Here is a 24,152-nt window from a genome sequence, read left to right on the forward strand (position 1 = left end):
CGCATTTCGGGTGTAAGCGCAATGCGTTTACGGGTTTTGGAGTGTGTTGTCGAAATAGTGCTTGGGTCTGAATCAGGTATAACGCGCAGTGCTTCAAGAATTGGACTAAGCTGATCACGTAATTGTTCAAGGCTATGGCCAGCGATTAAGAAACGCGGAATTTGAGGATCGATATCACGATTTGAGTGACGAGCGATATAGTGGCCAAGTTCACGCAGTGTCAGATTGGTGCGTTTAAGTTCAATTTTGATTTGGTCGATCATGCGTTCAGTATAAGGATCGATTGGTGGCGAGTGATAGAGAAAAATGGTGGGTTAAGTTCAAAAGAATGTACAAGGTCGGGTTGGCACGAAATCGAATTATATGGTTAGGTCGATGCGGTAAATGTAGTTTGGATTAGGAGGTTCAGAGCAAGCGAGAAATATTGGATTAAGCATATGCGCAAGCGCAGTTTTAGTTCAGTGAGTGCGGCGGTATTTGTGAATAAATTGGGTAGTACAATGCAGGTGGTTGGCAATTGTGCGATGCGCAAGGTGTATGCTGGTAATACCAGCAACCTTGCCAGGGAGGCCCGCTGCGCGCCTCCCGTGGACCCTCCAGGCCTTGGCTCCGCTCAAGCATCGTCCGCTCATTCCCTTTGCGATCCAATTCCTCTCCAACTCCATTCCAAGCCGACGCCATCGCCGAACCAATAGAACGTATCGCCGTTCCACTACTCGCAAGGGAGACTTCGTTCTCCCCTGCACCCCATAACCGCTTCATGAAAACGGCATGAATTCATGTTTACACACTTATTCTAGGTTCCATCTACTTTTGTCGCGTTTGGAACGTCATATATGCTTTCCGAAAAAGCCGACGACAACCTATGATCCAGCAGTGCTTGAAAAATGTCTCGACAAGTTTCTCCACATGGAATGATCCGTCCGTTGTCATCGAAATTTATGATTAAGTTGAAGTCAGCATGTCTCGCTCGCAAACGCTCCATAAAGTCCGCATCCTTATAGTGGCCTTTTTGCTGAATGGCATTAGCTCGTCTCAGTTGAATTTTGTTGGAGCCGACATAGGTGTCTATATGATCTATAGAAGCGAAAATACCGGTGAACTCTGCCTCGGCCTTTAGTTCTTCAAACGCGTTTTCATGCGCTTCGCGGTACATGAGAACTGATTCAAAATTTGCCTTGTTCAGGATCAAAATTTCGTCGCCGACTACGAAGAAATCAATCAAAGGAGACAAGTCTAAGCTGGGCGATGGGTCGATCTTCAAAGTCTCATCGGAGAAATGAAAGCTAACCGACTTTTTCGTCTTCCAACTTTTATCAGCTTTTCTGAACGCGAAAAAAATTTGTCCGTTGAAGACAATCTTAATGACATAGAACTCTGCGGGTCGAAGCTTTTTGATCGACTTAGCTCTTTTCGTATCGGAGTGCTCGGCAGCGACTCCAATGGCTAATCCTGCATGGGTTTCAATCAAGGGAATGGACAACGCACTGCCTTCGTTATTCTGTGCGAGGAGGCCATACGGTTCAACTTCTTCAATGCGTGCGCGTTGAATTGTTAGCACCTCACGCAAAGCTGCATCTACGCCTTCGTGTGTCTCGACCCATGCGCCAGAAAAGCGAACGCTACCTTCCTGCGCACTAGGTTTTTTAAACACCCAAAGCGTGATTTCAGCTTCATCAAAATTTACGTTTTTCAAGTCTTCAAGTGCTGGCATTTCCCCTCGCATCATTTGTCTTTTTAAGCACAAGAATGTCCCTGATTTGTGCGTGCTTCCATTGTTCCTTCGCGTGGATTTCAGCGCGCGCTAATGCAAATCCAGTCTGCGGAATCTGACTTCCAATATGATGATACGTTATTTCGTAAAAACGCCATCCAAAGGCGATCAACACGGGGTTGAGAATGATTTGTCCTGACATGTGGCTGAGCCAAAACATCCATACGAGAAATATGATCAATCCAATGAATTTACCTGTGTCGTCATAGCCGATGCTCATGAATGTAACGACGTAAGGAATGGAATAGTTGATGAGTTCCGCGGGGGAGTGTTTGGCTGAGACAACGTTTATTGAACGTTTCGCTTTAATAGACTGTATGGTTGTAAGTGAAACTCCCAAACACGTAAGGCACACTAAGAATATGGAGATCGAAAAAACACCGTTGGAGAATGGAAACTCGCAATGTGTTCCGCTCGAAAGCGGATTGCACAATGGCTTTCCAATCAGTTCAAATCGAAAGTCCTGAATAAGCAGAATGGCACTTAGTGGCAAATACGAAGCCAGAAAGACCATCAAAGATATGATAAAACGAGGTCGCATATATCTAAAGTAGCATAGGTTACGGGCATACACGCCAAGAAAATTCGTCTCTCAGAAACATGGGCTGGGAAAACTTTAGTAATCACACTCTCCCATACGCAGCTATTAGCCCTACCAGTGTCGAGTTCTCTCTGATTTCGTCGTCTGGTACGAGCGCATATCGCCATAGCTTTCCGCCATTTCCCTTGGCATGATCATTTGCATGTTTCACCCATTCGTACGCAGCGCGAGCCTTAGCCAGAACGATTTCGTCAGTCATGTCTTTACGGGCTTTCACTTCGACAATCAGTTTTTCTTTGTCGGTTTCGACTACAAAGTCAGGCTCATATCCTTTGCCAGATAGATACTCGATCTGGAATTGTTTGGCCCCTGGCTTCATCCAGCGAATAACGCTTGGCTCATGATCGGAGTCGATCAGAACCGCGAACCTCCGCTCATCATCTGAATCGAATTTCTGGAACGGGTAGCAGCACTTTTTGAAACCAGTGAAGACATGTTTCTTGGTGTCGGAAAGCGGAGTGACCGCGCTCGTGAAAGGCTTGACGCGACTTCGATCGGACACGTTGAAATTCTGGGGTCTGAGAACCTGAAATCCGCGTGAAATCTGTGCGCGGTAGTCCGTCGGCGTTTCCCAGTAATTCTCCTTCATCTGTTCAAAAATGAACCGTGCCAGCTCTTTGCCGTGAACAAGGCAGACATTCTCTACATCCTCAGGAACTGACAGGTAGGATTTGACGTGAGCGACCATCTGCCCTGCCAGCTTGTATAGAAGATCAGACTGGCTGTCGTAATCGACTTGATCGAATTCGATCAGGTGCCGAACGATATAGTTCTCAAGCATTTCCTCAGATGCGCCCTCGATAGCCCTCGCAAGGAAAGAGCGCGCATCGGTCCGCATGTTTGTAATGAGGATTTCGTCAGATATCGGCTGCTTGGAAATCGTTTTCAATCCAGTCAGGTTAAAATCGTTGAAACCAAACGTCACTTCACGTGTGGGGATCACAACGATTTCCGGTATTTCAATCGTCAGCTCGATAATTTTTGATGTTACTATTTCGACGATTTTTTCGACATCAGCTTCTTCGCCAATGCCTTCAAGCTCGCCCTGGGCGGGCTTGATCGTCTCACGAACGGCTTTCGCAAGTTCACCCTTAATCTCAGGCGAACCGAGTTCCTGAAAGCCGCGTTTCAGCTTTCTCTCATATTGGTACCGGATCAGCTCAATCGCAGTTTGAGCCGCCCGCTGTTCTGCAGGAGTAGTGAAAAGAGGCGGCGCAGTTTCCGCCTCTTTCTCGGTTGTGCCTTCAATGCCAGCCTTCGCGCCTGTCAAAAGCGTGTCGAGTGTTGAGGGGGATTCAAGCACACTCGCGCCCTTATCTGACACGTCAGAGCCGTCACCGATTGTGACCTTTTTGATCTTGAACGGAGAGTCGTCTTCGCGAGCTTTGCGGATTACATCATCGAAACGATCATGCGCGATAACTGTCAGCGTATCGACCGCTTCTACTCCGGTTCTTTTGCCGTAGGGCAAACGCAACCCGCGTCCGAGCGTTTGTTCTGTCAGAATGTCAGACGCCGACGCGCGCAGGGGGACAATCGTGTAGAGGTTGGTGACGTCCCAGCCTTCTTTCAGTTTGTTGACGTGGATTACGACGTCAGTCTGGCCGTCAGTCTCGAGCGCCACTAAGCGCGCCATGGCCTCGTCGTTTTCATCACCCTTGAGAGCAGAGTGGACTTCAGCCACGCGCCCTTTATAGCGGCCACCAAAGAAGGCATCGCTCTCGATACGTTCGCGAAGCGATTTTGCGTGCTCGGTATCCTGCGCGACAACCAGCATAAAGGGATGGACTTTTTTCTGGCCGGTATCTCGTGCGTAGATGTCGAGTTCGACCTTGACGTACTCATGATAGTGAATGCCGTCTTCGAGTTTGATTTGCTCTAACTGTTCAGGCGTCACGGAATCCGGCCTGAAGTTCGCCCGCGTTGCCACGGCAGGCTCTTTGACAAAACCATCCGCCATCGCATTGCCGAGGCCATAGTCAAAAATGACGTTCTTAAAATCGTTGGATCGCGCGCCCACTGTTTTAGGTGTAGCTGTCAATTCAAGGCCGAGAATCGGCTTAAGTTCGGCAACAGCTTTCATGCCTGCTTTTGCGCGGTAGCGGTGGGCTTCATCCATCAGCAGCACGAGATCTGGCAAACCTGCCAGATAGTCGAAGTAAGATTCCCCAATATACTCCTGAAGCTTCTTAATGCGGCCTTTGTCCTTATTGATCTTGTCCACATTGAAGATGTTTATCCTCACATTGTCGAACAGATCAGTTCCCTGAACGCCGCGACCATTGTCCCAGTTCTCACCTGTCACTAGGATTGGCGGATTGAGCGCGAATTCGGCGATGCCCTTGAAGACGTATTTCGAGGTGCCAGGCGTAAAATCCTGAATGAGCTTGTCGTAGATTGTTGTGTTCGGCGCGAGCACAAAGAAGTTTTTGGAACGCTCTGTAAGATACAGAAACGATACGAACGCTCCCATCAGGCGCGTTTTTCCGACGCCTGTGGCAAGCGCAAAACATAAAGACGGAAAATCCCGCTCGAAGTCCGTGACCGTCGGGTAACTTGCCTGAATGCGGCTCAGAGCGTCTTGGAGATCGACGTCTTTTCCCAGCTCAATCTCGTTGACAACTTCAGCAAGAATTTCAAGCGAGTGCTCCTGCGGTGCGCGCAAGGAAAGCCGTTGTGTGATTTGCCTCACAATGCGTGGATCGTTCGCCATTATTCTTCCTCCCCCAGTCCGAATAGGGGCAGCTCATCTCGCATGCGCTCCTCTTCAATCTCCTTATCCGTTTTCGCCATGGGCAGATTCGCTACATTCAGGCTGTAATCATCCTTGCCCCATTCGCACTTGCTCAGAACAGCATGCGGGATTTTCTTGATCGTCAGGTTGTCGAATGCGTCGGCATCCGCGTTGAACGCCTTACAGCACACCAGAAGTGTGCGATCAGGCCCGACATCCTCGGATAGCTTTTTCAGCGCAGCATGCGTCATCGATGTCGTGGTGACGAAGATAAAGTCGGTCTCGGTCGAATGACCGTGTCGCCAGTATTCCTGTTCATCCTGCGAAGGGGCATAGGTGAAGCCAAGGTTCTTGCACATGGCTTCAGCGAGCATTGAGGCATTATATTCTTTCGAGATGACCCAATTGCCGTATTTGTCTTTTTCGAGAAGTGACGGCGCAAGGTGATAATAGCGGAAGCCGCCGCCACCTTTCCAATCTAACGCATCTGTCACGCCGCCCGGGTCTTTACCATCGACTACTTTTTGAAGGCGAGGAAGGCAATGCGTGTCACAGTGATCCCCAAGTTCGACAGTGATCCAGCGGCGCTTCATTTTATGTGCAACGGCAGCAGTTGTTCCAGAACCGGCAAATGAATCTAAGACTAGATCACCTGGATTGCTGGCAAGTTCCATAACATAGCGGATTAATCGTTCGGGTTTTGGTGTCGAGAACAAACTGGTAACTGGAGTTCCTGGGAAGAGCCCCTTCAATTCGTATTTTGCTTGACGATTGTGACCGGTTCTTTCCAAATCAATCCAAAGTGAAGATGGGGGCAAACCTTTCATGTCGGCTAAGTAAGTTCTTCGCCGCAAACCCTTCCCATCGGGCGTGAATCGGATTTCGCCGGTTTCCATCTTAGCTTCTAGTGTTTCTCTGGACCATCGCCAACCATTTGGTGGGTGAGGGATAATATCGCCATTTGGTCCCGTGACGTTGTACTGAAGGTTGGGGCGCAATGCAGGATTCTGCATGTTATTGCCGTCGAACCATGGACCTCTCGGATCGTCATCGGGGTTTTTGAAATGAGTTCTTCTGGAGGGATCGTCCAAAAAGTTCGGCTCCCATTCAGGCGACTTTGAAAAAACAATGATGTCATTGTGATCCAATGAAACTCGTTTCGCATTGTTGTTGCTGCTGTCTGAGTTCCGCCAAGCGATTGTTTCCACGAAACAATTTCTACCAAAAATTTCGTCACAAATGATCTTGAGGTAGGCGCTTTCGTTGCTGTCAATCACAATCCAAATTGAGCCGTCTAAAGCAAGCAGGTTGTGAAGAATTTCTAGACGGACTTTCATCATGGAGAGCCAAATCGAATGCTCTAATCCGTCATCGTAATGTGTAAACGCTTGTCCCGTGTTGAATGGAGGGTCAATAAATATGCATTTAACTTTACCGGCGTAGTCTTGTTCGAGAGCTTTAAGCGCAAGCAGGTTGTCTCCACGGATCAGGAGATTTTCAAAAATATCTCCATCACGCTTTTCTTGAGCTAGGTGAGATTTTTCTCGATCTTCGATCAGAATGCGCGGTTCAAGCTTCGGAAGCTCATCTTTGCCGATCCACGTGAGTTCCAGCTTCTGCTTTTTCTTGCTCATGCCGCCACCTCCCAGCGAATGGTGAGGACGGGCGTGATGACAGGCTCCGCTTCAAGGCTGTTGGCGATGTCATCCAGCATGTTGTTGACTTCTTTTCGGATATTCTTGCGACGTTCGAATGTTTCGAGTTTCATATCGTCTCTTTTGTCTTCCAGGCGCTTGATGCGGCGCTTCTCTTTCAGCTTCTCATCCATCGGCAGAGCAGTGTTACTGCGAAGCAGTTTGCGTGCGGCCTTAATTTCATCGTCGAGTTCTTTGATTTCGGCTTCGGCAGCTTTCTCAAGATCATCGGCGTAGGCGTCGAGCTTGTCGGTCTCGGCGTCGAGCCAGATGGCGTTCTGTTCCTGAACGCCAGAAATGATGTTGGTCTTCAGTGTTGCCTCAAGTTCACCAAGTGCTTCCGGTAATGCTTCTGCGCTGTAGGCTTCTTCCGATTGGGCAGGAACGTAGAACATGCGATCCACCGTTTCAGGATGAATCTCTGTTCCATCATCGGCTATGCAGGCCGCGATCAGCTCTTCTCGATCAGATTGCGGCGTGCTGACAGTGATCTTTGAGACCTTCATCCAACCGCTTTTTCCAACCAATGCCGCTACATCCATCAATTGATTGGGATAGGCGCTGTGATCAAAGCGGACGAGTTTGGTATCCAGTTCGCGCGCTTTCGCTTGATCGACGACTTCCTGTGCGAGGTTTCCATCCGCCAGGCGGAAAAATTGCCAACCGTTTTCATCGGCGAGCGGCCATTCAGTCGTGTAAGTCTTTCCCTGATAATCAAAGCGTGGGCTATCATTTCCATGAAATTCAGCGTCGGGCAGCTCAGCACGGGCGATGAGCGCCAGACGGCGTTCAAACTCATTCATCGTGGTTTCAATCGTGCCCTTGCGGGTTTTTAGCTTGCTAACGACGTCCTGGTCCATGTTCTCCATGAGCTTGGTACGCGCATCGAGCATGTCAGCCTTGATGGTATCTTCCATTTCTTCCTGAAGCTCATCGAACGCGTGCTGAACTTCTTCATCGCTGCGCGCTTCTTGGATGATGTCGAGGACTTTGCGTTCAAAATCGACGCCGCGTTCGATGACTCCTAAGACTTCATCACTCGCGCCAAACACGCCTTCGAAGAGTTTGAATTTCTTGTCGAGCAATTCATAGACGCGGCGCTCGGCCTGGTTTTTCCGGTTCAAAAGATTGACGACCATGACGTCGATCTTTTGGCCATATCGGTGACAGCGACCAATACGTTGTTCCACGCGTTGCGGGTTCCACGGGAGATCGAAGTTCACGAGTAATGAGCAGAACTGAAGGTTGATACCTTCCGCGCCAGATTCCGTTGCAATGAGGATTGTTTTGTCATCACTTTTGAAGGCCTCAACGATTGCGGCCTTCAAATCGGCGCTCTTCGAGCCGGAAATCGCGTCCGTTCCGGCATGACGCTTCATCCAGTCCGCATAGAGTGCTTTGCTTTCGGCATCATTGTTCTGGCCATTAAGAAGTACAACTCGGCCATCATAACCGTTTGCGCCCAAAACCTCGGCGAGGTATTTCTGAGTGCGCACAGACTCCGTGAAAATGACCGCTTTTTCGCGACCACCGAGTTTGACGATTTCGCCCAGAATTTCGGGGAGCTTCTCAACCAGCTTCTCGCCCTTCGCGTTTGAGCCGATGGAAAGTGCGAGTTCTTTGTAGGCTTTCAGTTCGGCGATCTCAGCCGCGAGTTTGGCAGGGTCAGCAGGCGCTTCAATATCGACATCAGTGTCGTCGTCTGACAACTCCTCAGAAATCTCGTCAAAGGTGTCGATGTCTTCGAGAATGGACTCATCAAGTCGTTTTTTCTCTTCGAGCCGATCAATGACGCCTTGAAGGAATTTGGAGATGGCGAAGGTCGAAGAACCCAAAATTTTCCGAGCGACAAGGGTGACGAGGTGATTGGCTTTGTCACCAAAAGCGATTGTGTCTTTGCGCTGAAGGAAGGCCGACACGCCTTCATAGAGCCGAACTTCCTCATTTCCAGGCTCAAAGTCGAAGGTGCGTGGCAGGCGCTTTGTATAATTGATGTGTCCTGCTTCGACCACTTGTCGCCGGAGCGTCCGCTGGCACACTGGCGCTAAGCGGCTCTTGAGCATGACCAAGCTTACGGGAGAAGAACGTGCGCCCGCATACATGGTACGGAATGAGTTTTCATCGCCAAAGTGGTGATCGTCAATCACGGAAACGAGGCCATACAGTTCCATCAAGGAGTTCTGCATCGGCGTTGCTGTCAGCAGAATTTTGAACGGATTCTTGAGGGCTTCTTTCAGCGTCTTCGCGCGCTTGGAAGCATTCTTTTTGTAAACGTTACGAAGCCTGTGCGCTTCGTCAAAGATCACCAAGTCCCAAGTGATAACCGCCACATCATCAGCCTTGCGGGCAACAAATTCGTATGACGCGATCACAACGGCATTGTCTGCTTCGAATGGACGGCGTGCACCAGATTTTTGTGCGTCCTTATAGGTTTTGGAATCAAGAATAACGCTATCGAGCGAGAACTTTTCACGTAGCTCTTGCGCCCATTGCTTTCTGAGCGATGCAGGGACGATCAACAGCACGCGTCGTTTTCGTTCTGCCCATTTCTGAGCAATCACCAAGCTCGCTTCAATCGTTTTACCGAGGCCGACCTCATCGCCGAGAATAACGCCCTTCGAGAGGGGGGATTGAAGAGCAAAGAGCGCCGCATCTACCTGATGCGGGTTCATATCAACACGAGCAGTTGAAAGCGACTTTGCAAAAGCCTCATCTCCAAGACCAGAAAGCGTAATTCTGTTTGCAAGGTATTTGCTATGGAACTGCGTATAATTCATCGAATCACTAATATTTATCTAAAGTTGTTCAACTATAGCCAGTTTCGTTGCTCGAAAAGAAGGAAAACATTGATTTTTCCACGAATTCTGTTTTTTCGTCTCTATATTTCGCATCGGCTAAGCCGACCGGGCTCTCGTGAACCAAGCCAGCCAGGGCGGTCTTGACCATTCGGCTTCCATCCCTTGCGTGAAGGCTTAGGGCGCTGCCCTCACCGCACTTCGTAAAAAATAGACGGTCTCCCGAGGCTCAGGGCTATGCCCCTGCGCCCGCCGTCGATTTTTCCCTCCGCTTGGACACCCGCTGTTTGCCACGAGGCAGAGTTGCATGTGCAACCCATACCCAAAGGAAGGGACAGTAAAATGACCAAACAAATGAGTAAAATCCGCATATATGTCGCGTGCTCGGCAGCCTACAACAATGGCATTCTCCACGGACGCTGGATTGATGCTAACCTAGATGCATGGGCGATCTGGGATGCAGTCACAGAAATGCTCAAGGCTTCCCCCGAAAACGATGCAGAAGAATGGGCAATCCATGATTATGAAGGTTTTGAGGGCGTTTCCATCAGCGAATGGGAGAGTTTCGAGCGAGTGATCGCCGCATTCATCGCAGAGCATGGCAAGCTAGGAGGCAAGCTGGTCGAGTATTTTGGGAGCCTGCAAGACGCTCAGAACGCCATCAGCGACCAATACGCAGGAGAATATCGCTCCACTGCCGATTTCGTTCAGGACATGACCGAGCAAGGCACAGACATCCCAGAAAGCCTTCAATACTACATCGACTGGGGTGCAATGGCTCGTGATTGGGAAATCAATGACATTTTGACTATCGAAACAGGCTTTGAAGCCGTCCACATATTCTGGAGGGCTTAGAGATGACAAATCAGCTTTTCACGACTTCAGAACCTTACGAGCATGAAGGCTACAACCCAGGCCACCCTTGGTATTATTTTTTAGGAGGACGCCCCAAGCGTCCTAAGGAGATCTTAGAAGCCACCCGCTTGAGCGAATATCAGGGTTACGCCAAAGAGGACATCAAGGCTGCCGATGCGCTCCCAGAGCCAAGGCGATCTCAGAAGCTACGATCCTTGCGTGAAAAATTCGAAGCCGATCTACAGCGAGATATCAGCCGCTATCGGGAATGTGCCCGAGAGTTGCGAAAGACGGAATGGGATCAGCCCACAAACGGCCAAGTAACCTCTTGTGGTGAAATTCACACGGCTTTGAGCCTCAAGCACAATCACATGGTCAACAACTTCGCACATCTGATCACGTTGGATAAATTACTTTCCAAACAAATGGATTTGTTTGATTTCTAGCCTTTCTCTTCTCCTAGAGGATCACTTAGCCAGTCTTCGCGTACATGACGGATACGAACGATGTCGATATGATCGCCTACAATCTGATACAAGATCATATGCGAGCCCGATCTCAGAACGCGCAGCGGAGGAGAGAGTTCGGGACGCTCACGCGCCATTTTAGGTTGCTCGACCAACAACCCGAACGCATCGTTGAGTTCTCGAACATATCGATCAGCCTGACCGATCGACCATGTTTCAACGGTGCCACGCCAGATATGAGCAAGGTCTTGTTTGGCAGTAGGTCTGAGTTTGAATCCAGTGACCTTATCCACTATGCGTCCCACGCATTTCAGACAGAAAACCATCAACGTTAAAATTCTCGGCTGGCCCGCTCGCTAGCCCTTCATCGATCAGCTTTTGCATACTCGCAATTTTTAACGCTCGCTCTTGATCTTTGCGGATCAAATCGCGCACATAATCGCTGGAATTGGAATAACGGCCTGATTGAGCTTGATTCTCAACCCAGTCCTTCATCTGGTCGGGCAATGATACATTCATGGTGGCCATGGCGATTCTCCTTTCCCTCATTATGGCATAAATTGACAAAAATTGCCAATTCTTCTTCTCTATATCAAGCATGCCACCACAACGCCCCCCCCTGCCTATCCATCACGAGACGGGCTTCGGTCAGCTGTAAAACGGCGCTCTGCTGGCCCGCGGCGGCGTTGTTTGAAGGCCTCTTTTTGCTCCTCGCGATTCGGCTCTGCTCGCCTTTCGAATTCGGCTCGTTCGGTCGAGATTTCTCTATCTCGCACCACCAGCCTTTCACGCTTCTGCGCCTCACGCTGTTGGAAGAACTGCCGCTTCTCTGGCTGACGCCGGATCAGAGCTCCCTTTTCGGCTTCATCACCTCACCCGCATGATCGACCACAACAAAACCACGTCTACTCCCGCGAGCCAGCTTAAAACCCTTATCAGGGTTACGCCAGAGAGGACATCAAGGCTGCCGATGCGCTCCCAGAACCAAAGCGATCTGAGAAGCTACGATCTTTGCGCGCAAAGTTTGAAGCCGACCTGCGGCGAGACATCAGCCGCTACAGAGAATGCGTCCGAGAGCTAGGCTCAAGCGATTGGAAATCACCAGAACAGGGCGAGGTTACTACGTGCGGTGATGTTCACACCGCCCTGAGCCTCAAGCATAATCACATCGCCAACAATTTCGGACACCTCATCTATTTGGATGAGCTGCTAACCCAGCAAATGGATTTGTTTGATTTTTAGTTTTGTTCGCATGCGAAGCCGTATTTTCATCCAATAATATAGGAATTATTTCCCATTGAAAACGCCGGCAACAATATGCGATTAATAATCATTATCATTTAACATTCTAAAAACAAAAAGGGTAAGGTTATGAAAATAAAAAAAAGACATGCCGTATTTGGGGGAATCGCACTTCTCACTCTTGCCGATAGGTTTAACGAAAATGTTACTCAATGCGCAGTCATGGAACGTTTTAGCGAATGGTCATCGGACGGCTCCAAAGCCGCGGTGAATTGGAGCGCTGCACATGATTTCTTTTGCGATCAAAATCAATCGGAGCAGCCAAAGGCTGAGTAACCATTAGGGGTGTTTTCGAGCATCTCGCAATGCGCTGCACGCACCCAACTTGATCCCAAAGCAACTGGGTAAGCTGCAATTATGATCGGCACAATAAATAGCAAAAAAAAACCTATCAGCGATAACGCAAAACCAAACATTCTGAAGACAAAACTCTCACCACTCAAGTTAACGTTTCTCGCACCCTCCCAACTCACCAACTTATCCCAAACTAAACGAACAATCATCAACACCCCAAACAAAGCCAATAGACTAAGTATTGAAAGAGCGCACAGCACAAATCCGATGACCAATATCTGCACATTTACATCGCTTATATATGGTACTGAAATATTGAAGTGATCATAAATATTATGAACTGATTTAATGTACCAATCCACAACCCCGAACCAGGCCATGTAAATTAGAATAAACACAAAAGAAAGAAGATAAGTAAGAATAATCAAGACGGCCGCTACGATGGCTCCCAATCCAAATGCGGATGCTACAAGCAATAGGGGGGATATCAAAGCCACAATTGACTAGAAAATATATTTCGCTATTTGGTGAAGGTTAAAATCATAATTCTTAATCATAAAAACTCACCCCAAAACTATCAAGTAAATGATTGTTGTTGTACAACACTTGCCGATTGCAATGCGCAATTAAAACTCATTTATGACGTTAGTTTTTCTTACCCGTCCCAAGGATTGATGAGAGAGATAGGAAGGCCGGAAAAATCCTTCACATTGCGTGTCGCCAATTGTGCGCCAACCGAGCCTGCGATCCCCGCAATCATCATATCCGATGGGTGCGCATGAACGCCTTGGCATTCTCTCAGCGCACGATACTGACCGCCGACGAGGGCAGCATCTTCATCAAATGGCAAGATGGGTAAACCGCCTTCGGGTGCGATGAATTCCTGAAAGCGCTGCCATAGAGTCTGCTTGCGCTGACCATCAGCCAGCCGATCCAAACCATAAGCAATCTCGGAGACTGTTATCGCAGTTGTCGCCAGTGGCTCATCACCCAAGCGAGACATCCACTGCGCAACCGTCTCAGCTGGAGCAGGCCGCATCAATTCTGAAATGATATTGGTGTCCAGAAGTATCATAGACCCGCGCTATCCAACTCTAATCAAAGTTAGGAGCGGATCGGTCTCCACCACGCTCCGCCAACGGCAGATCCACACCATCTTCGCCGTCAAACAATACGCGTGAACGTTCCCACAAAACGCTTCCCGTTACTCCGCCCACTGCTTTACGCAGGATCGAACGCACTTCCTCTTCCATCGAGTGGCCGCGCATGGCAGCGCGGACCCGCAAGCGGTCTTTGATTGCATCGTCAATGTTTCGAATGGTCAGTGTCGCCATCATTGATCTCCTTGTTGACTTGGATAATTATATCATTATGACAGCAATGATTGCAATGCAATCGCTATGATACTTGCCCGTCTTCGGGATAACGTTGCAAGAACAGGCGTTTTGTAGGGGAATTAGGAACCGTTCAATTTTCTACGCAGTGTTGTCGTGGTGGTTTGTCTTAGAGGTTTTAGAACAAAGGTGTTTTGGTGGGCTTTTTTCGATGAAGATATTTGCACTTTGCGTGCTGGCTAAATTTTTGAGTATCCAAGCAGCAGCTGCCCAGGAAGCGCTCACTATGGAGCCTAAAACGTCAACGCTAGAAGGCAAACCCGTTGAAATCATTCATGGGTCGGCGGTCAATTCGTTCACTCTCCAAGCTGTCATTGAAAGTCTTGAGGAAGCTGGCTGCCCCGTTAGTACGCGGGTGCTTAGCGACTCTGCTTACATAGTGGCTCGTACGAACGGTGATGGCATCAGCACTTTGGATGTTGTATTTGCGGGTAGTTGGCTTCTAGAAAATTGTTTGCCCAAGCCACCGCATCGAGCGCAAGATTAGCACTGTTGTTCGTACTCTAGCTTTCAATTTCAGAGCCGCAGCGCCTTGAGATGGTGCAAGACCATCGTCAGCAGTAACTAAGGCTCTGAACGATCAATTCGAGAACGATGGACGGCGATGCTATCTCGTCGGCGACTCCGCTTGAACGCTTCAAGTTCTGTATCCTGTGCGGGGTCTGCGCGTCTCTCAAATTCGGCGCGTTCGGTTGATACACCCCGATGTTGTTGCACCAGCTTTTCACGCTTCTGCGCCTCACGCTGAATGAAGAACTGTCTTTGTTCCCACTGCCACTCAATCAGGGCCTCTTTCTCCGCATCGTCGCGGGCTTTAGCCTCAATAGCCTCAGCCTCATTTTCTCGCTTGATCCGCGCAGTCTCTCCATTCAACCAAGACCACGCCCGCTTGAGCAAACCACTTGGGAATCTGGCTTGCCGAGCAAGCGCTTCGTCAATACTTCGCTCCTCAATCCGCTTCAAAAGCACGGCGCGTTGATCACGTTGCCGCTCAACGAGCGCTTGTTTTTTTGCGTTGCGCTCTGCCAATCGGACACTGTTTTGAGCTTTCAATTCATCGGCAAAACCATCCATCTTGCTCGCCATGTCACGGGCTTATTGCGTTTGAACCGTTTCCACATCGCTCAAGTCTTTTTCTGATCCTAAACGCTCTCGAACGGCCTTGGTCTTCACGCCAAGCCAGCGCGGTAGGCTCATCACCTCGCCCTGATGATCAACTACGATAAAGCCGCGTCGATCACCTCTTGCGAGCCTAAACCCTTTATCTTGCAGCGCATGCTCGAAAGAGGCGCGCGTGTCACTTGTCGCCCAGGCCGCTTGAAGGTCGGCTTTAACATCCTCAGCATGCCGCCCAGAGCGCTTGGCTTGCTGATATTGCTCAAGCGTATAATTCAACGGATTGCGCTCCTGTGTGTTGATCAGACCGCGCGGCACATCCCAACCATGTTCAATGAATAGCTCACGGCTGACATCACGCATTTTGAGCCGATTGAACGGCAGCGGGATGGCCTTCATTTGAGTCGCATCAATACGCGACCAAACCACATGACAATGCCTATCCCGATGCTCGCCCTTTTCGTGAAACACTATCACGCGCGGCTGACCGGAAAGCCCCAACGCCTTCTCAGTTCTAGCAATTGCTTTTTCAAAATCCTTCGCGCTTGCATTGGCGTCTTTTGGTGGCGATAGGCTGAGTGAGAAAAGCGGCTTTTGGCAGCGCGTGCCTTTGGCCAACGCTTCCACTTCCTCAAAAGCACCGCGAATGTCATCAGCCATGAACCCTGAGACGTCATGCACCATCACATGCTCGTTTTCATCAGTCCGTAGAAGATGGATTGCTAATTCACGTCCGCCGCCCCGCGTATTGCCATGGCGAGCGGCTCCGCAAGCCAAGCGCAGCCATGATATCCTGCCGAAGAGATTTTAGCTCAGCACATGTTTCGTGAAGCTCTTCAACCAAATCAGGTGTGACAGGCATCGCACCGATATTCGCGGCCTTCGCGATCTGGTTCAGATTCTGAGGAATCCGCGACTGCCCCAAAGCACCAAGCACTTTACCAAGCGCTTCTCTGTCCGTTTGCCGAGCGCGAGATCGGTAGCTTGCGCCCGCAAAAAGACGAGACTTGATATACGCACCCAAAGGCTCGCCGTTTGCCTCTTCTTCCAGCTTGCAGCGCTCTTCAACGGTCAGCCTCAATGAAAACGGAGCGTTGCGTTTTTTTGTTGTCGCTGATCGAGGCGGCCTTACCGCTATGTCGCAATGGCCAACCGCCTCAGAAAACACTTCATACGTCTTGGTTCCACCAGGTCTTCTCATTGCCCCAGCTCCTCAAGTTCGTACTTGTATGGTCTGAGCTGGTCTTCAATAGCGGCTAAATCGTCAAAAATAGTGTTTAAATCCAGAACTTCTGGTGGCACCATTTAACCTCCTAATTTATTGACCTTGATGCTCCTAGTGATAAGGGCACCCTTTCTAGTTCAAGATAGATTTAATCACAGATGATCCAATTTATTGAGATAGTATCGGAGCACCACTCCAACGACAATTTCACTCGCTCAAAATTAGAATGAATGTTCTGATTTGGTTGACACAACGCCTTCAATAAGACCAACTATTAAAATTGAAACATATTGAGGGACGCGCAATGAAGCTTACAGTAAATGGCGAACCTTTCGAATTTGAAGTCGAACCCGACATGCCATTGCTTTGGGTATTGAGGGACGAATTAGATATTACTGGCCCCAAATACGGTTGCGGTATCGCTCAATGTGGTGCCTGCACCGTGCATATTGATGGGATGGCTGTTCGCTCGTGCAGTATTCCTGTCGGACAAATCAATGGAAGCCGCATCACAACGATTGAAGGCTTAGGATCACCTAATGCTATGCACATTGTGCAACAGGCTTGGATTGACCATCAAGTCGCTCAATGTGGATACTGCCAATCTGGCCAAATCATGTCTGCCGTGAGCTTACTTGAATCCACCCCAAACCCAACAGATGAACAAATTGATCAGGGGATGTCCGCAAACCTATGTCGCTGTGGAACATATCCAAGAATTCGTGAGGCCATCAAAACCGCCGCAGCCAAACTAAATGGTGCTTGATATGAGCAAAGCATTCAAAATAGCGCGTCGTACATTCTTGGCTGGATCGATGGCTATATCTGGCGGAATTGCATTTGGATATTACACGGTCAAAAAACCCCACGCTAATCCCCTATTAGATGACATTGAACCAGATGAAGCCAGCTTCAATCCTTGGATCAAAATATCTCCTGATAAAATCACGCTCATCACCCCCCACCCTGATATCGGTCAAGGCGCAGTGTCCATGCAAGCAGCATTGATGGCCGAAGAGATGGATTTAGAGTTTGGCCAATTCGAAACTAGCTTTGGCGCAACAAGTCCCGCCTATTATAATACAGCAATGGGTCCAGAGCTCTTCCCAGCTCTAGCCACAGATACAAGTTTTGTGCAAACCAAACTCGGTGACTTTGGAAATTCAGTTTTCAAACTTATGGGACAACAAATAACAGGCGGCTCCTCGTCCACATCTGACAGTTTTCACAAGCTAAGGTTAGCCGGCGCAATTGCCCGTGAAACACTTAAAAAAGCAGCTTCGAAAACCACCGCCATTCCCGTATCGCAACTCAAAACCCAAAGCGGAAACGTCATTCTCCCTGATGGCACTCAACTTAAATATATTGAACTAGCCACCTCCGCCGCTCCCATAAAACCAGTCACGAATGTTCAATTACGTCCTGCTTCGCAATGGCGGCTCATTGGAAAACCAATGACGCGTCTGGATATTGTTGCAAAATCCACCGGCCAACAAAATTACGGAATAGACCTAAAAAAAGATGCAATGGTTCACGCCACGGTTAAAACCAATCCACGTAAAGGCGGTCTTTTACTAAGCTTTGACGCACAAAAAGCAAAGAATATGCGAGGCGTTATCGACATCTTTGAGATCAAAGGCGGGGTGGCGATCATTGCAGATAATACGTGGCGCGCTTTCCAAGCTGCCGACGCTGTACAATGTGAATGGGGGCCTGCCCCTTATCCACCCAACCAAGCTGAACATTGGAAAGAATTAGAAGCTAGTTTCACGCCCGATCGCTTAGATAAAGTTTGGCGAGACGATGGAAATACGCAGGCGTCTATAGCCAATTCAGAAACAGTCTTCCAAGCAGAATACAAAGCACCCTACGCAGCACATGCACCACTAGAGCCTCTTGGCGCGCTCATAGAGGTCAGTGATGATCGCGCCGATATTTGGGTATCCCACCAAATACCCGCCGCTGTTGAAAAAATGGTCGCAAGCATTACCGGCCACAAACCAGAAAATGTATACATCCACAATCAGTATTGCGGAGGAAGTTTTGGCCATCGTTTAGAGTTTGACAACATTCTACAAGCCACCGAAATCGCAAATAAAATGCGCGGCACGCCTGTAAAACTAACCTATTCCCGCGAAGAAGATATGCTGCATGATTACACCCGCCAAATAGCAATGGCGCGTGGTAAGGGTGTAATTTCCAACGGTAAAATCGAAACCATAGATCTGTCATGTGCGTCCGTTTCAGCCGTGAGATCTCAGAGCAAAAGAATGGGAATGCCTATTCCTGGCCCAGATGCCCAAATCGCTTCAGGTATGTGGAATCTAACTTATGATATTCCAAACTATCGAATGCGTGGGTATGCAGTGCCAGATGGTGTCTTAGCACCCACAAGCTCGTGGCGATCTGTTGGCGCTGCAACAGGTGGTTTCTTTGCTGACTGTTTCATAGATGAGCTCATCCATGAGGCAGGTTTGGATCCGCTTGAAGCTCGTATATTTATGACAAAACATGATGTATCTCGCAAAGTACTCGAAGCGGTCGCCGACATGTCAAATTGGGGAAGCCCAATGGCACCAAATCAAGGGCGGGGCGTCGCTTTCGTCGAATCCTTTGGCGTACCCGTGGCGCAAATTGTTGAAGTGACTAACACTACAGACGGCATAAAAATCGACAAAGTCTTTGTTGCTGCTGATGTTGGGAAAATCATAGACCCAATAAATTTCGATAATCATGTGAAGGGCGGTGTGGTCTGGGGGCTTGGGCACGCCATGAATGCTGAAATCACCTATTGGGACGGCATGGCCGAACAAACAAATTATCACATGCATGCCGGCATGCGCATGCATCAATGTCCTGAGATAATCGTAAGGGGTTTGGAAAATGGCCCGGTTGTCAAAGGTATTGGTGAGCCAACAGTGCCCGTCGCACCACCCGCCTTAGCAAACGCTATTTTTGCAGCGACTGGAAAACGTATTCGCGAAATGCCCTTCAACAAACATATCGACTTCATATAGAGGGCAAACTCCATGATCAAATCCATTGCGCTTATAATGATTGCCGCGCTTTCCAGCTTCGGCGCACTCGCCCAAGAAAAAACGCAAAATGACGGCTTGAAAGTCTGGGCAAAAATATACGAAGTCTTCTCTCATCCACGCTGTGCCAATTGTCATGTTGGAGAAAACAATAGACCAAAATGGTCAGGGCCATCTTACGAAAAAGCATACAACCTCCCAAAAGGAGGCAACATGTATCATGCAATGTATATCAATGCAGGGAATGACCGTACCGGCGCAAAAACCACGCCCTGTGCCACATGCCATCAGCACCGGAATGATACCAAACCACATTCACCACCAGGGAATGACGTTTGGTTTTTACCGCCAGTTGAAATGGAATGGTTTGGCAAGAGCTCAAGCTATATTTGCCAACAAATTCAAGATCCAGAAAGAAACGGTAACCGCACTTTAGCTGAAATTTCAAAGCATATCGAACATGATGAACTCGTGCATTGGGGCTGGAACCCTGGGCCGGGGCGTCAACCCGCCCCTTACTCAAGCCGTGAAGTGGCTAGATTTATTAAATCATGGCAAAGCGCTGGCGCACCCTGCCCAATTGAAAACGCAAATGATATTTCCACCTATCTTGAAACTCCCAAGCAAGCAGAAGAATAAAAGGATATTCTAGTGAAAAAGCATTTGCCTCTCATCACCGGCTCAATAATAGGTTTGCTTTTCAGCGTTATCCTTCAAGAAACAATGTTAGGAATATTTGTTTTTGCTGCACTGGGAGCATTAGGTGGGTATTTGGCAACCAGAATGCCCAAAGGAAGCGAACGCATTTATTGGATCTTTGTATTGGCAACGCTTGGGTTATGGATAGCCTCCATTTCATTTCTAAACCTAAGCGGCATTTGGCTCATCTTACCCATGCCAATCACTTTGGGTTATTTCTCTGCGCGGTTGATCAGCCGTTTGACTGGTGACTATCAGAAGCTTTCTTCGGTAAAATAGGGACACCAGCCTCATCGCATAAGACCATTGACATTCAATCCCAAAACACACCAACTTAACCTGCATTTTTGCAGATGAGGATGTTTTGATGAATTGGGATGATTTAAAGCTCTTACTTCTTGTTAGCAGATACCCCATTCTAACCGAGGCAAGTCAAAAACTCGGACAAGACGCCACTACCATTAGTCGACGTCTTAAAAAGCTTGAAACTGAAATTGGTCTGACTTTATTTGAACGCACAAGACGAGGTCATATTCTCACCCCCGAAGCTCTAGAAATTGCAGCTCAAGCCGAAGCAATGGAGCAATCCATTTTAAGCATAGCGACCTACGCTCAGACAGAGCAACAAATTGCTGGTCATGTGCGATTAGCAACCACCGAGGGCTTAGGCACTTATTTCATTGCACCCGAAATCGCCAACTTCACACAACTACATCCAAATATTGCGCTCGATCTTATCGCTATCCCTGGATATGCAAACATATCCAAAAGGGAAGCTGATTTAGCTATCGTTTTAACACGCCCCCAAAAAGGACGACTTAAAGTCAGAAAGCTCACCGATTATCAACTGGCCCTGTACTCAACACAAAAATATCTGGATGAATTTTCCAACATAAAATCTAAATCTGATCTCAGCGGTCACACACTTATCGGATATATGGATGAGTTATTATACTCAGACGAGTTGAATTATTATCAAGAAATTTTTCCAGACTTAAAACCCAGCCTTTGCAGTCCCAGCATTGTCGCTCAATTACAAATGACGCGCTCCGGTGCCGGAATTTCCATCCTCCCTCGTTTCATGGCAGAGAAGCATCCAGACCTTGTCCGTATCCTTCCAAATGAAATCAACATTACGCGATCATTTTGGCTCACGACACATCAGGATGCACATTCGCTTGCGCGTATTCAGGCAGTAAGCGAGTTTCTGGTAAAACTCGTGACAGAAAAACACTCAATTTTATCTAGCTAAGATCGGGTCCACAAAAGATTGACAGCCAGCACACAAAAAGCCCTCATCAATCAGACACGCAAACACCACCAACACTGCACGGCATCGACAATAAATACACTATTTCTAGGCACCAAAGCAACATGGCATCATCTGAAACAAAGCCCCTTCCAATCATCATAGCCCATAGAGGCGCGAGTGGGTATCGCCCCGAGCACACTCTAGAATCTTATAAATTGGCTATTGAAATGGGGGCAGACTTTATCGAACCTGATCTTGTGATGACTAAAGATGGTGTATTAATCGCACGCCATGAAAACGAGATAAGCACAACAACAAATGTCTCCGATCATCCACAATTTGCTTCCCGCAAAACAATCAAAACCATTGAAGGGGAAATTCACACAGGCTGGTTTACGGAAGACTTCACTTTAGCAGAACTAAAAACATTGAAAGCCAAAGAACGTCTACCCAATTTAAGACCGAAAAACACGTTATTTGACAACAAGTTAGATATATTAACGCTTGAAGAAATTATAGTATTTGCACGCCAACAGAGCAATCTAAATAAGCGTAAAATTGGCCTCTATATTGAGCTAAAACACCCCACATATTTCAATGATATTGGCCTACCAATGGAAGATAGCTTTCTAGCTATATTAGAAAAGAATGACCTAAATTCGCAAACTCCAGACCTGCCGGTTTTCATTCAATGTTTTTGGCCGCAAACCTTACAAAAGATCCGTGACAAAACACCTCTTCCTTTGATTTTATTGCTTGCGACCACCCCGCCAGATCATTCAGTTTTAGAAACTCTAAATATTTCCAAATGGGAAGAGGCATTTGAGCCTAACCATTTGAAATTTATATCCAATTTCTGTGATGGTATTGGGCCAGATTTAAGCTTGGTATTTCCGGCGACGACAGACACCACTCAGCCAACTGAGTCAAAACTCATTCAAAATGCACATGCTGCAAATCTTAAAGTCCATGTTTGGACACTTCGCGCAGAAAACGCTATGCTGCCTCATAAATATCGGATTGGACCGGAAGGCGGTGCGAATAATGCCACCAGCTTTGGGAATCTTGTCGACCTAACACAAGACTTAGTGAGTGCTGGCATTGATGGGGTTTTCACCGATCATACAGACATCGTTGTTAAGGCTTTAAAGAGTTTTTCAACATCTTCAAAGCCTTAAGTTAGTTTGTTATTAAAGTCTATAAAGTCAATAACTTATAGTGCTTGAGCCGAATTATCCAGCTTGCAATTTTTTAACAAAGTCAGCAGCACGTTCTTGAACATTTTTCGCTTGTCCACTCATACGAACGGCTTCCTCTGCAATCTGGGTTGAGGCCCCTTTCGTCATACGCGCAATTTCTGAAACTGAGGTAATGCTTGAAGACACACTACTTGCTGCGACAGCAGCTTGCTCAACACTGTGAGCGATTTCCCGTGTCGTTGCTGTTTGTTCTTCCATTGCTGTAGAAATAGATGTCGAAATCTCATCCAGATCCGCAACAACTTTACTTACCACATTTATTGAACCAACCACATTATGTGTTGCTTCCCTAACTTGTGCGATCTGGCGCGAAACGTCTTCTGTCGCATTAGCAGTTTGTGATGCCAAGTTTTTAACTTCACTGGCAACAACAGCAAACCCTTTACCCATATCACCTGCACGTGCAGCTTCTATAGTTGCATTTAGCGCCAGCAAATTAGTTTGCTCAGCAATGTCAGAGATCAAACTAACTACAGATTCAATATTTCCAACAATCTCAGTCAGGCTTTCCAATTCACCTGTCACTCGACTATTTGCAAGTGAACCTTCTTGTGCAGTCGAAGCTGCTTTAGTAACTTGAAATGCAATCTCCTGAATCGTTGCAGACATTTCTTCAGCAGCACCAGCAACGGTAGTAATATTCTGAGAAGAAATTTCCGTGGCGCCGCTTACTTCATACGCACTGCTATCAGTCTTTTGAGCACCAGCTGTCACTTCTTCTGTCATAGCTTGCAAATTGGTAATGGCTTGGGAAATATCTCCAATGGAACCCATTACTTGCTGCTCAAACGCAGTCACGACTTCCTGCAGTATTTTCCGTCTTTCTTCCTCAGCTCTGGCAGCAGCGGCTTGCTGTTCTTTTTCCATTTCTTGGGTTTTCACCAGATTGATCTGGAACACACTCAAAGCTTTAGACAAGTCTCCAATCTCGTCGCCACGAGAATTGTAGGGAATGTTTACATTCAAATCCCCACTGGCCAACATTTTAGTTGTATCACTGATACGAGACAATGGCCGTGAAAGCATACGGTGAAACATGAAACCCATACCAACAGACGCCAACAATGTGGCCAGAGTTGCAATTATCACAACCAGATAAATTGACTGAAGGTTTGCATCGCTTCGACTTGCAGACGCTTCGGCTTTTTCAGACAAGCCTGCCAAAACAGCTCCCATGGCCACATGCGTATCTTCAAGTATCCGGCGTCCTTCACCTTCACCCTCTCTCGCTCTCGCCAAATCAATTGTCTCGGGACGGTTCATCAAATTGATTTGATTTCCCATCCAATCATAAGCAAATTTTTTCCAGCTTGCATGAGCTTCATTTAGGGAATCGACAAGTTCAGGAGAGTGCTGTTCAAGCTGTTCAATTGAGAGATTAAACCCCATATTGAGTTCGTCTCTAGCAGCCTCAAAACTTTTTTGCGCATCTGCATCAGAAGTTAAAAGAAAACTATCACCTACGAAAGCATGATTGTTTAATTCTCGCTCAAACCCAAACAGCGTATCCAGTGAAACTCTTAGATCACGAATGCTGTTATTTTCTTCTTTTGCTGCATTAACGTTGACAATGTTTGCTCCACCAGCAACAGCGCATATTGACGCCAACACCATAAAGGCAGCTGACGTTTTTTGGGTAACACTCATTTTACTAAT

24 protein-coding genes are annotated in these 24,152 nt (G+C 47.9%); 9 read left to right on the plus strand and 15 right to left on the minus strand.

Translation table 11 applies throughout. From position 1 onward, the window contains the following. From AC5EF3_RS00705 to AC5EF3_RS00730, 6 genes are all read right to left on the minus strand, one after another. A partial coding sequence (locus AC5EF3_RS00705) for a hypothetical protein (RefSeq protein WP_493546643.1) occupies positions 1-263 on the minus strand: 263 nt, incomplete at its 3' end. A gap of 533 nt (positions 264-796) precedes the next feature. Beyond that, entirely contained in the window at positions 797-1,714 is a 918-nt protein-coding gene (locus tag AC5EF3_RS00710; protein WP_493546644.1) for a Kiwa anti-phage protein KwaB-like domain-containing protein, read from the minus strand. Continuing rightward, positions 1,701-2,315 carry a KwaA family protein gene (locus tag AC5EF3_RS00715; RefSeq protein WP_493546645.1) on the minus strand — a complete coding sequence of 205 codons (615 nt, stop codon included), beginning with the start codon at positions 2,313-2,315 and terminating at the stop codon, positions 1,701-1,703. The genes AC5EF3_RS00710 and AC5EF3_RS00715 overlap by 14 nt, the downstream gene beginning before the upstream one ends. A gap of 82 nt (positions 2,316-2,397) precedes the next feature. Beyond that, positions 2,398-5,088 carry a DEAD/DEAH box helicase family protein gene (locus tag AC5EF3_RS00720; RefSeq protein ID WP_493546646.1) on the minus strand — a complete coding sequence of 897 codons (2,691 nt, stop codon included), beginning with the start codon at positions 5,086-5,088 and terminating at the stop codon, positions 2,398-2,400. Next, positions 5,088-6,743: a site-specific DNA-methyltransferase gene (locus AC5EF3_RS00725; RefSeq protein ID WP_493546647.1), complete on the minus strand. Its 1,656-nt coding sequence runs from the start codon at positions 6,741-6,743 to the stop codon at positions 5,088-5,090. Before AC5EF3_RS00725 ends, AC5EF3_RS00720 begins: the two co-directional genes overlap by 1 nt. After that, on the minus strand, positions 6,740-9,580 hold the full coding sequence (locus AC5EF3_RS00730; protein ID WP_493546648.1) for an SNF2-related protein: 2,841 nt from the start codon (positions 9,578-9,580) through the stop codon (positions 6,740-6,742). Before AC5EF3_RS00730 ends, AC5EF3_RS00725 begins: the two co-directional genes overlap by 4 nt. Positions 9,581-9,940: 360 nt before the next feature. Here AC5EF3_RS00730 and AC5EF3_RS00735 point away from each other — a divergent pair, with 360 nt between their 5' ends. After that, entirely contained in the window at positions 9,941-10,453 is a 513-nt protein-coding gene (locus tag AC5EF3_RS00735; RefSeq protein ID WP_493546649.1) for an antirestriction protein ArdA, read from the plus strand. A 2-nt stretch (positions 10,454-10,455) separates the two neighbouring features. Continuing rightward, positions 10,456-10,899, plus strand: coding sequence for a hypothetical protein (locus AC5EF3_RS00740; protein ID WP_493546650.1), 444 nt, complete (start codon positions 10,456-10,458; stop codon positions 10,897-10,899). Here AC5EF3_RS00740 and AC5EF3_RS00745 read toward each other — a convergent pair. The 5 genes from AC5EF3_RS00745 to AC5EF3_RS00765 all read right to left on the minus strand — a co-directional run bounded on the left by AC5EF3_RS00745 (position 10,896) and on the right by AC5EF3_RS00765 (position 13,850). Then, positions 10,896-11,213, minus strand: coding sequence for a type II toxin-antitoxin system RelE/ParE family toxin (locus AC5EF3_RS00745; protein ID WP_493546651.1), 318 nt, complete (start codon positions 11,211-11,213; stop codon positions 10,896-10,898). The two genes, AC5EF3_RS00740 and AC5EF3_RS00745, sit on opposite strands and share 4 nt — an antisense overlap. Next, positions 11,206-11,448 (minus strand): type II toxin-antitoxin system ParD family antitoxin, encoded by a 243-nt coding sequence (locus AC5EF3_RS00750; protein ID WP_493546652.1) that lies wholly within the window; start codon positions 11,446-11,448, stop codon positions 11,206-11,208. The genes AC5EF3_RS00745 and AC5EF3_RS00750 overlap by 8 nt, the downstream gene beginning before the upstream one ends. Positions 11,449-12,470: 1,022 nt before the next feature. Next, positions 12,471-12,944 carry a hypothetical protein gene (locus tag AC5EF3_RS00755; protein ID WP_493546653.1) on the minus strand — a complete coding sequence of 158 codons (474 nt, stop codon included), beginning with the start codon at positions 12,942-12,944 and terminating at the stop codon, positions 12,471-12,473. 227 nt (positions 12,945-13,171) lie between these two features. Beyond that, positions 13,172-13,591, minus strand: a complete 420-nt coding sequence (locus AC5EF3_RS00760) for a type II toxin-antitoxin system VapC family toxin (protein WP_493546654.1) — start codon at positions 13,589-13,591, stop codon at positions 13,172-13,174. A gap of 19 nt (positions 13,592-13,610) precedes the next feature. After that, entirely contained in the window at positions 13,611-13,850 is a 240-nt protein-coding gene (locus tag AC5EF3_RS00765) for a FitA-like ribbon-helix-helix domain-containing protein (protein WP_493546655.1), read from the minus strand. Positions 13,851-14,061: 211 nt separating this feature from the next. Between AC5EF3_RS00765 and AC5EF3_RS00770 the strand changes: the two genes are divergently transcribed. Next, entirely contained in the window at positions 14,062-14,397 is a 336-nt protein-coding gene (locus AC5EF3_RS00770; protein ID WP_493546656.1) for a hypothetical protein, read from the plus strand. 77 nt (positions 14,398-14,474) lie between these two features. Here the strand turns inward: AC5EF3_RS00770 and AC5EF3_RS00775 are convergent, their stop codons facing one another. Genes AC5EF3_RS00775 through AC5EF3_RS00785 form a run of 3 tightly spaced genes read right to left on the minus strand, consistent with a single transcriptional unit; the run spans position 14,475 to position 16,227 of the window. Further along, on the minus strand, positions 14,475-14,996 hold the full coding sequence (locus AC5EF3_RS00775; protein WP_493546657.1) for a hypothetical protein: 522 nt from the start codon (positions 14,994-14,996) through the stop codon (positions 14,475-14,477). A gap of 9 nt (positions 14,997-15,005) precedes the next feature. Then, positions 15,006-15,803 (minus strand): relaxase/mobilization nuclease domain-containing protein, encoded by a 798-nt coding sequence (locus tag AC5EF3_RS00780; protein ID WP_493546658.1) that lies wholly within the window; start codon positions 15,801-15,803, stop codon positions 15,006-15,008. Continuing rightward, positions 15,754-16,227 carry a MobC domain-containing protein gene (locus AC5EF3_RS00785; RefSeq protein WP_493546659.1) on the minus strand — a complete coding sequence of 158 codons (474 nt, stop codon included), beginning with the start codon at positions 16,225-16,227 and terminating at the stop codon, positions 15,754-15,756. Before AC5EF3_RS00785 ends, AC5EF3_RS00780 begins: the two co-directional genes overlap by 50 nt. A 328-nt stretch (positions 16,228-16,555) precedes the next feature. On the opposite strand from AC5EF3_RS00785, the gene AC5EF3_RS00790 reads away from it, so the two are divergent. The 6 genes from AC5EF3_RS00790 to AC5EF3_RS00815 all read left to right on the plus strand — a co-directional run bounded on the left by AC5EF3_RS00790 (position 16,556) and on the right by AC5EF3_RS00815 (position 22,415). Further along, a complete protein-coding gene (locus AC5EF3_RS00790; RefSeq protein ID WP_493546660.1) occupies positions 16,556-17,017 on the plus strand; it encodes a (2Fe-2S)-binding protein in 462 nt (153 codons plus the stop codon). A gap of 1 nt (position 17,018) precedes the next feature. Next, positions 17,019-19,268 carry a xanthine dehydrogenase family protein molybdopterin-binding subunit gene (locus AC5EF3_RS00795; protein WP_493546661.1) on the plus strand — a complete coding sequence of 750 codons (2,250 nt, stop codon included), beginning with the start codon at positions 17,019-17,021 and terminating at the stop codon, positions 19,266-19,268. 12 nt (positions 19,269-19,280) lie between these two features. Next, on the plus strand, positions 19,281-19,925 hold the full coding sequence (locus tag AC5EF3_RS00800; RefSeq protein ID WP_493546662.1) for a hypothetical protein: 645 nt from the start codon (positions 19,281-19,283) through the stop codon (positions 19,923-19,925). A gap of 12 nt (positions 19,926-19,937) precedes the next feature. Next, entirely contained in the window at positions 19,938-20,264 is a 327-nt protein-coding gene (locus AC5EF3_RS00805; RefSeq protein WP_493546663.1) for a hypothetical protein, read from the plus strand. An 88-nt stretch (positions 20,265-20,352) separates the two neighbouring features. Next, positions 20,353-21,237 carry a LysR family transcriptional regulator gene (locus AC5EF3_RS00810; protein WP_015827615.1) on the plus strand — a complete coding sequence of 295 codons (885 nt, stop codon included), beginning with the start codon at positions 20,353-20,355 and terminating at the stop codon, positions 21,235-21,237. 122 nt (positions 21,238-21,359) lie between these two features. Next, positions 21,360-22,415: a glycerophosphodiester phosphodiesterase family protein gene (locus tag AC5EF3_RS00815; protein ID WP_493546664.1), complete on the plus strand. Its 1,056-nt coding sequence runs from the start codon at positions 21,360-21,362 to the stop codon at positions 22,413-22,415. Positions 22,416-22,469: 54 nt separating this feature from the next. Here AC5EF3_RS00815 and AC5EF3_RS00820 read toward each other — a convergent pair whose 3' ends face one another. Further along, on the minus strand, positions 22,470-24,143 hold the full coding sequence (locus AC5EF3_RS00820; RefSeq protein ID WP_493546665.1) for a methyl-accepting chemotaxis protein: 1,674 nt from the start codon (positions 24,141-24,143) through the stop codon (positions 22,470-22,472). Between the last annotated feature and the right edge of the window lie 9 nt (positions 24,144-24,152).

This window comes from Hirschia sp., assembly GCF_058892565.1.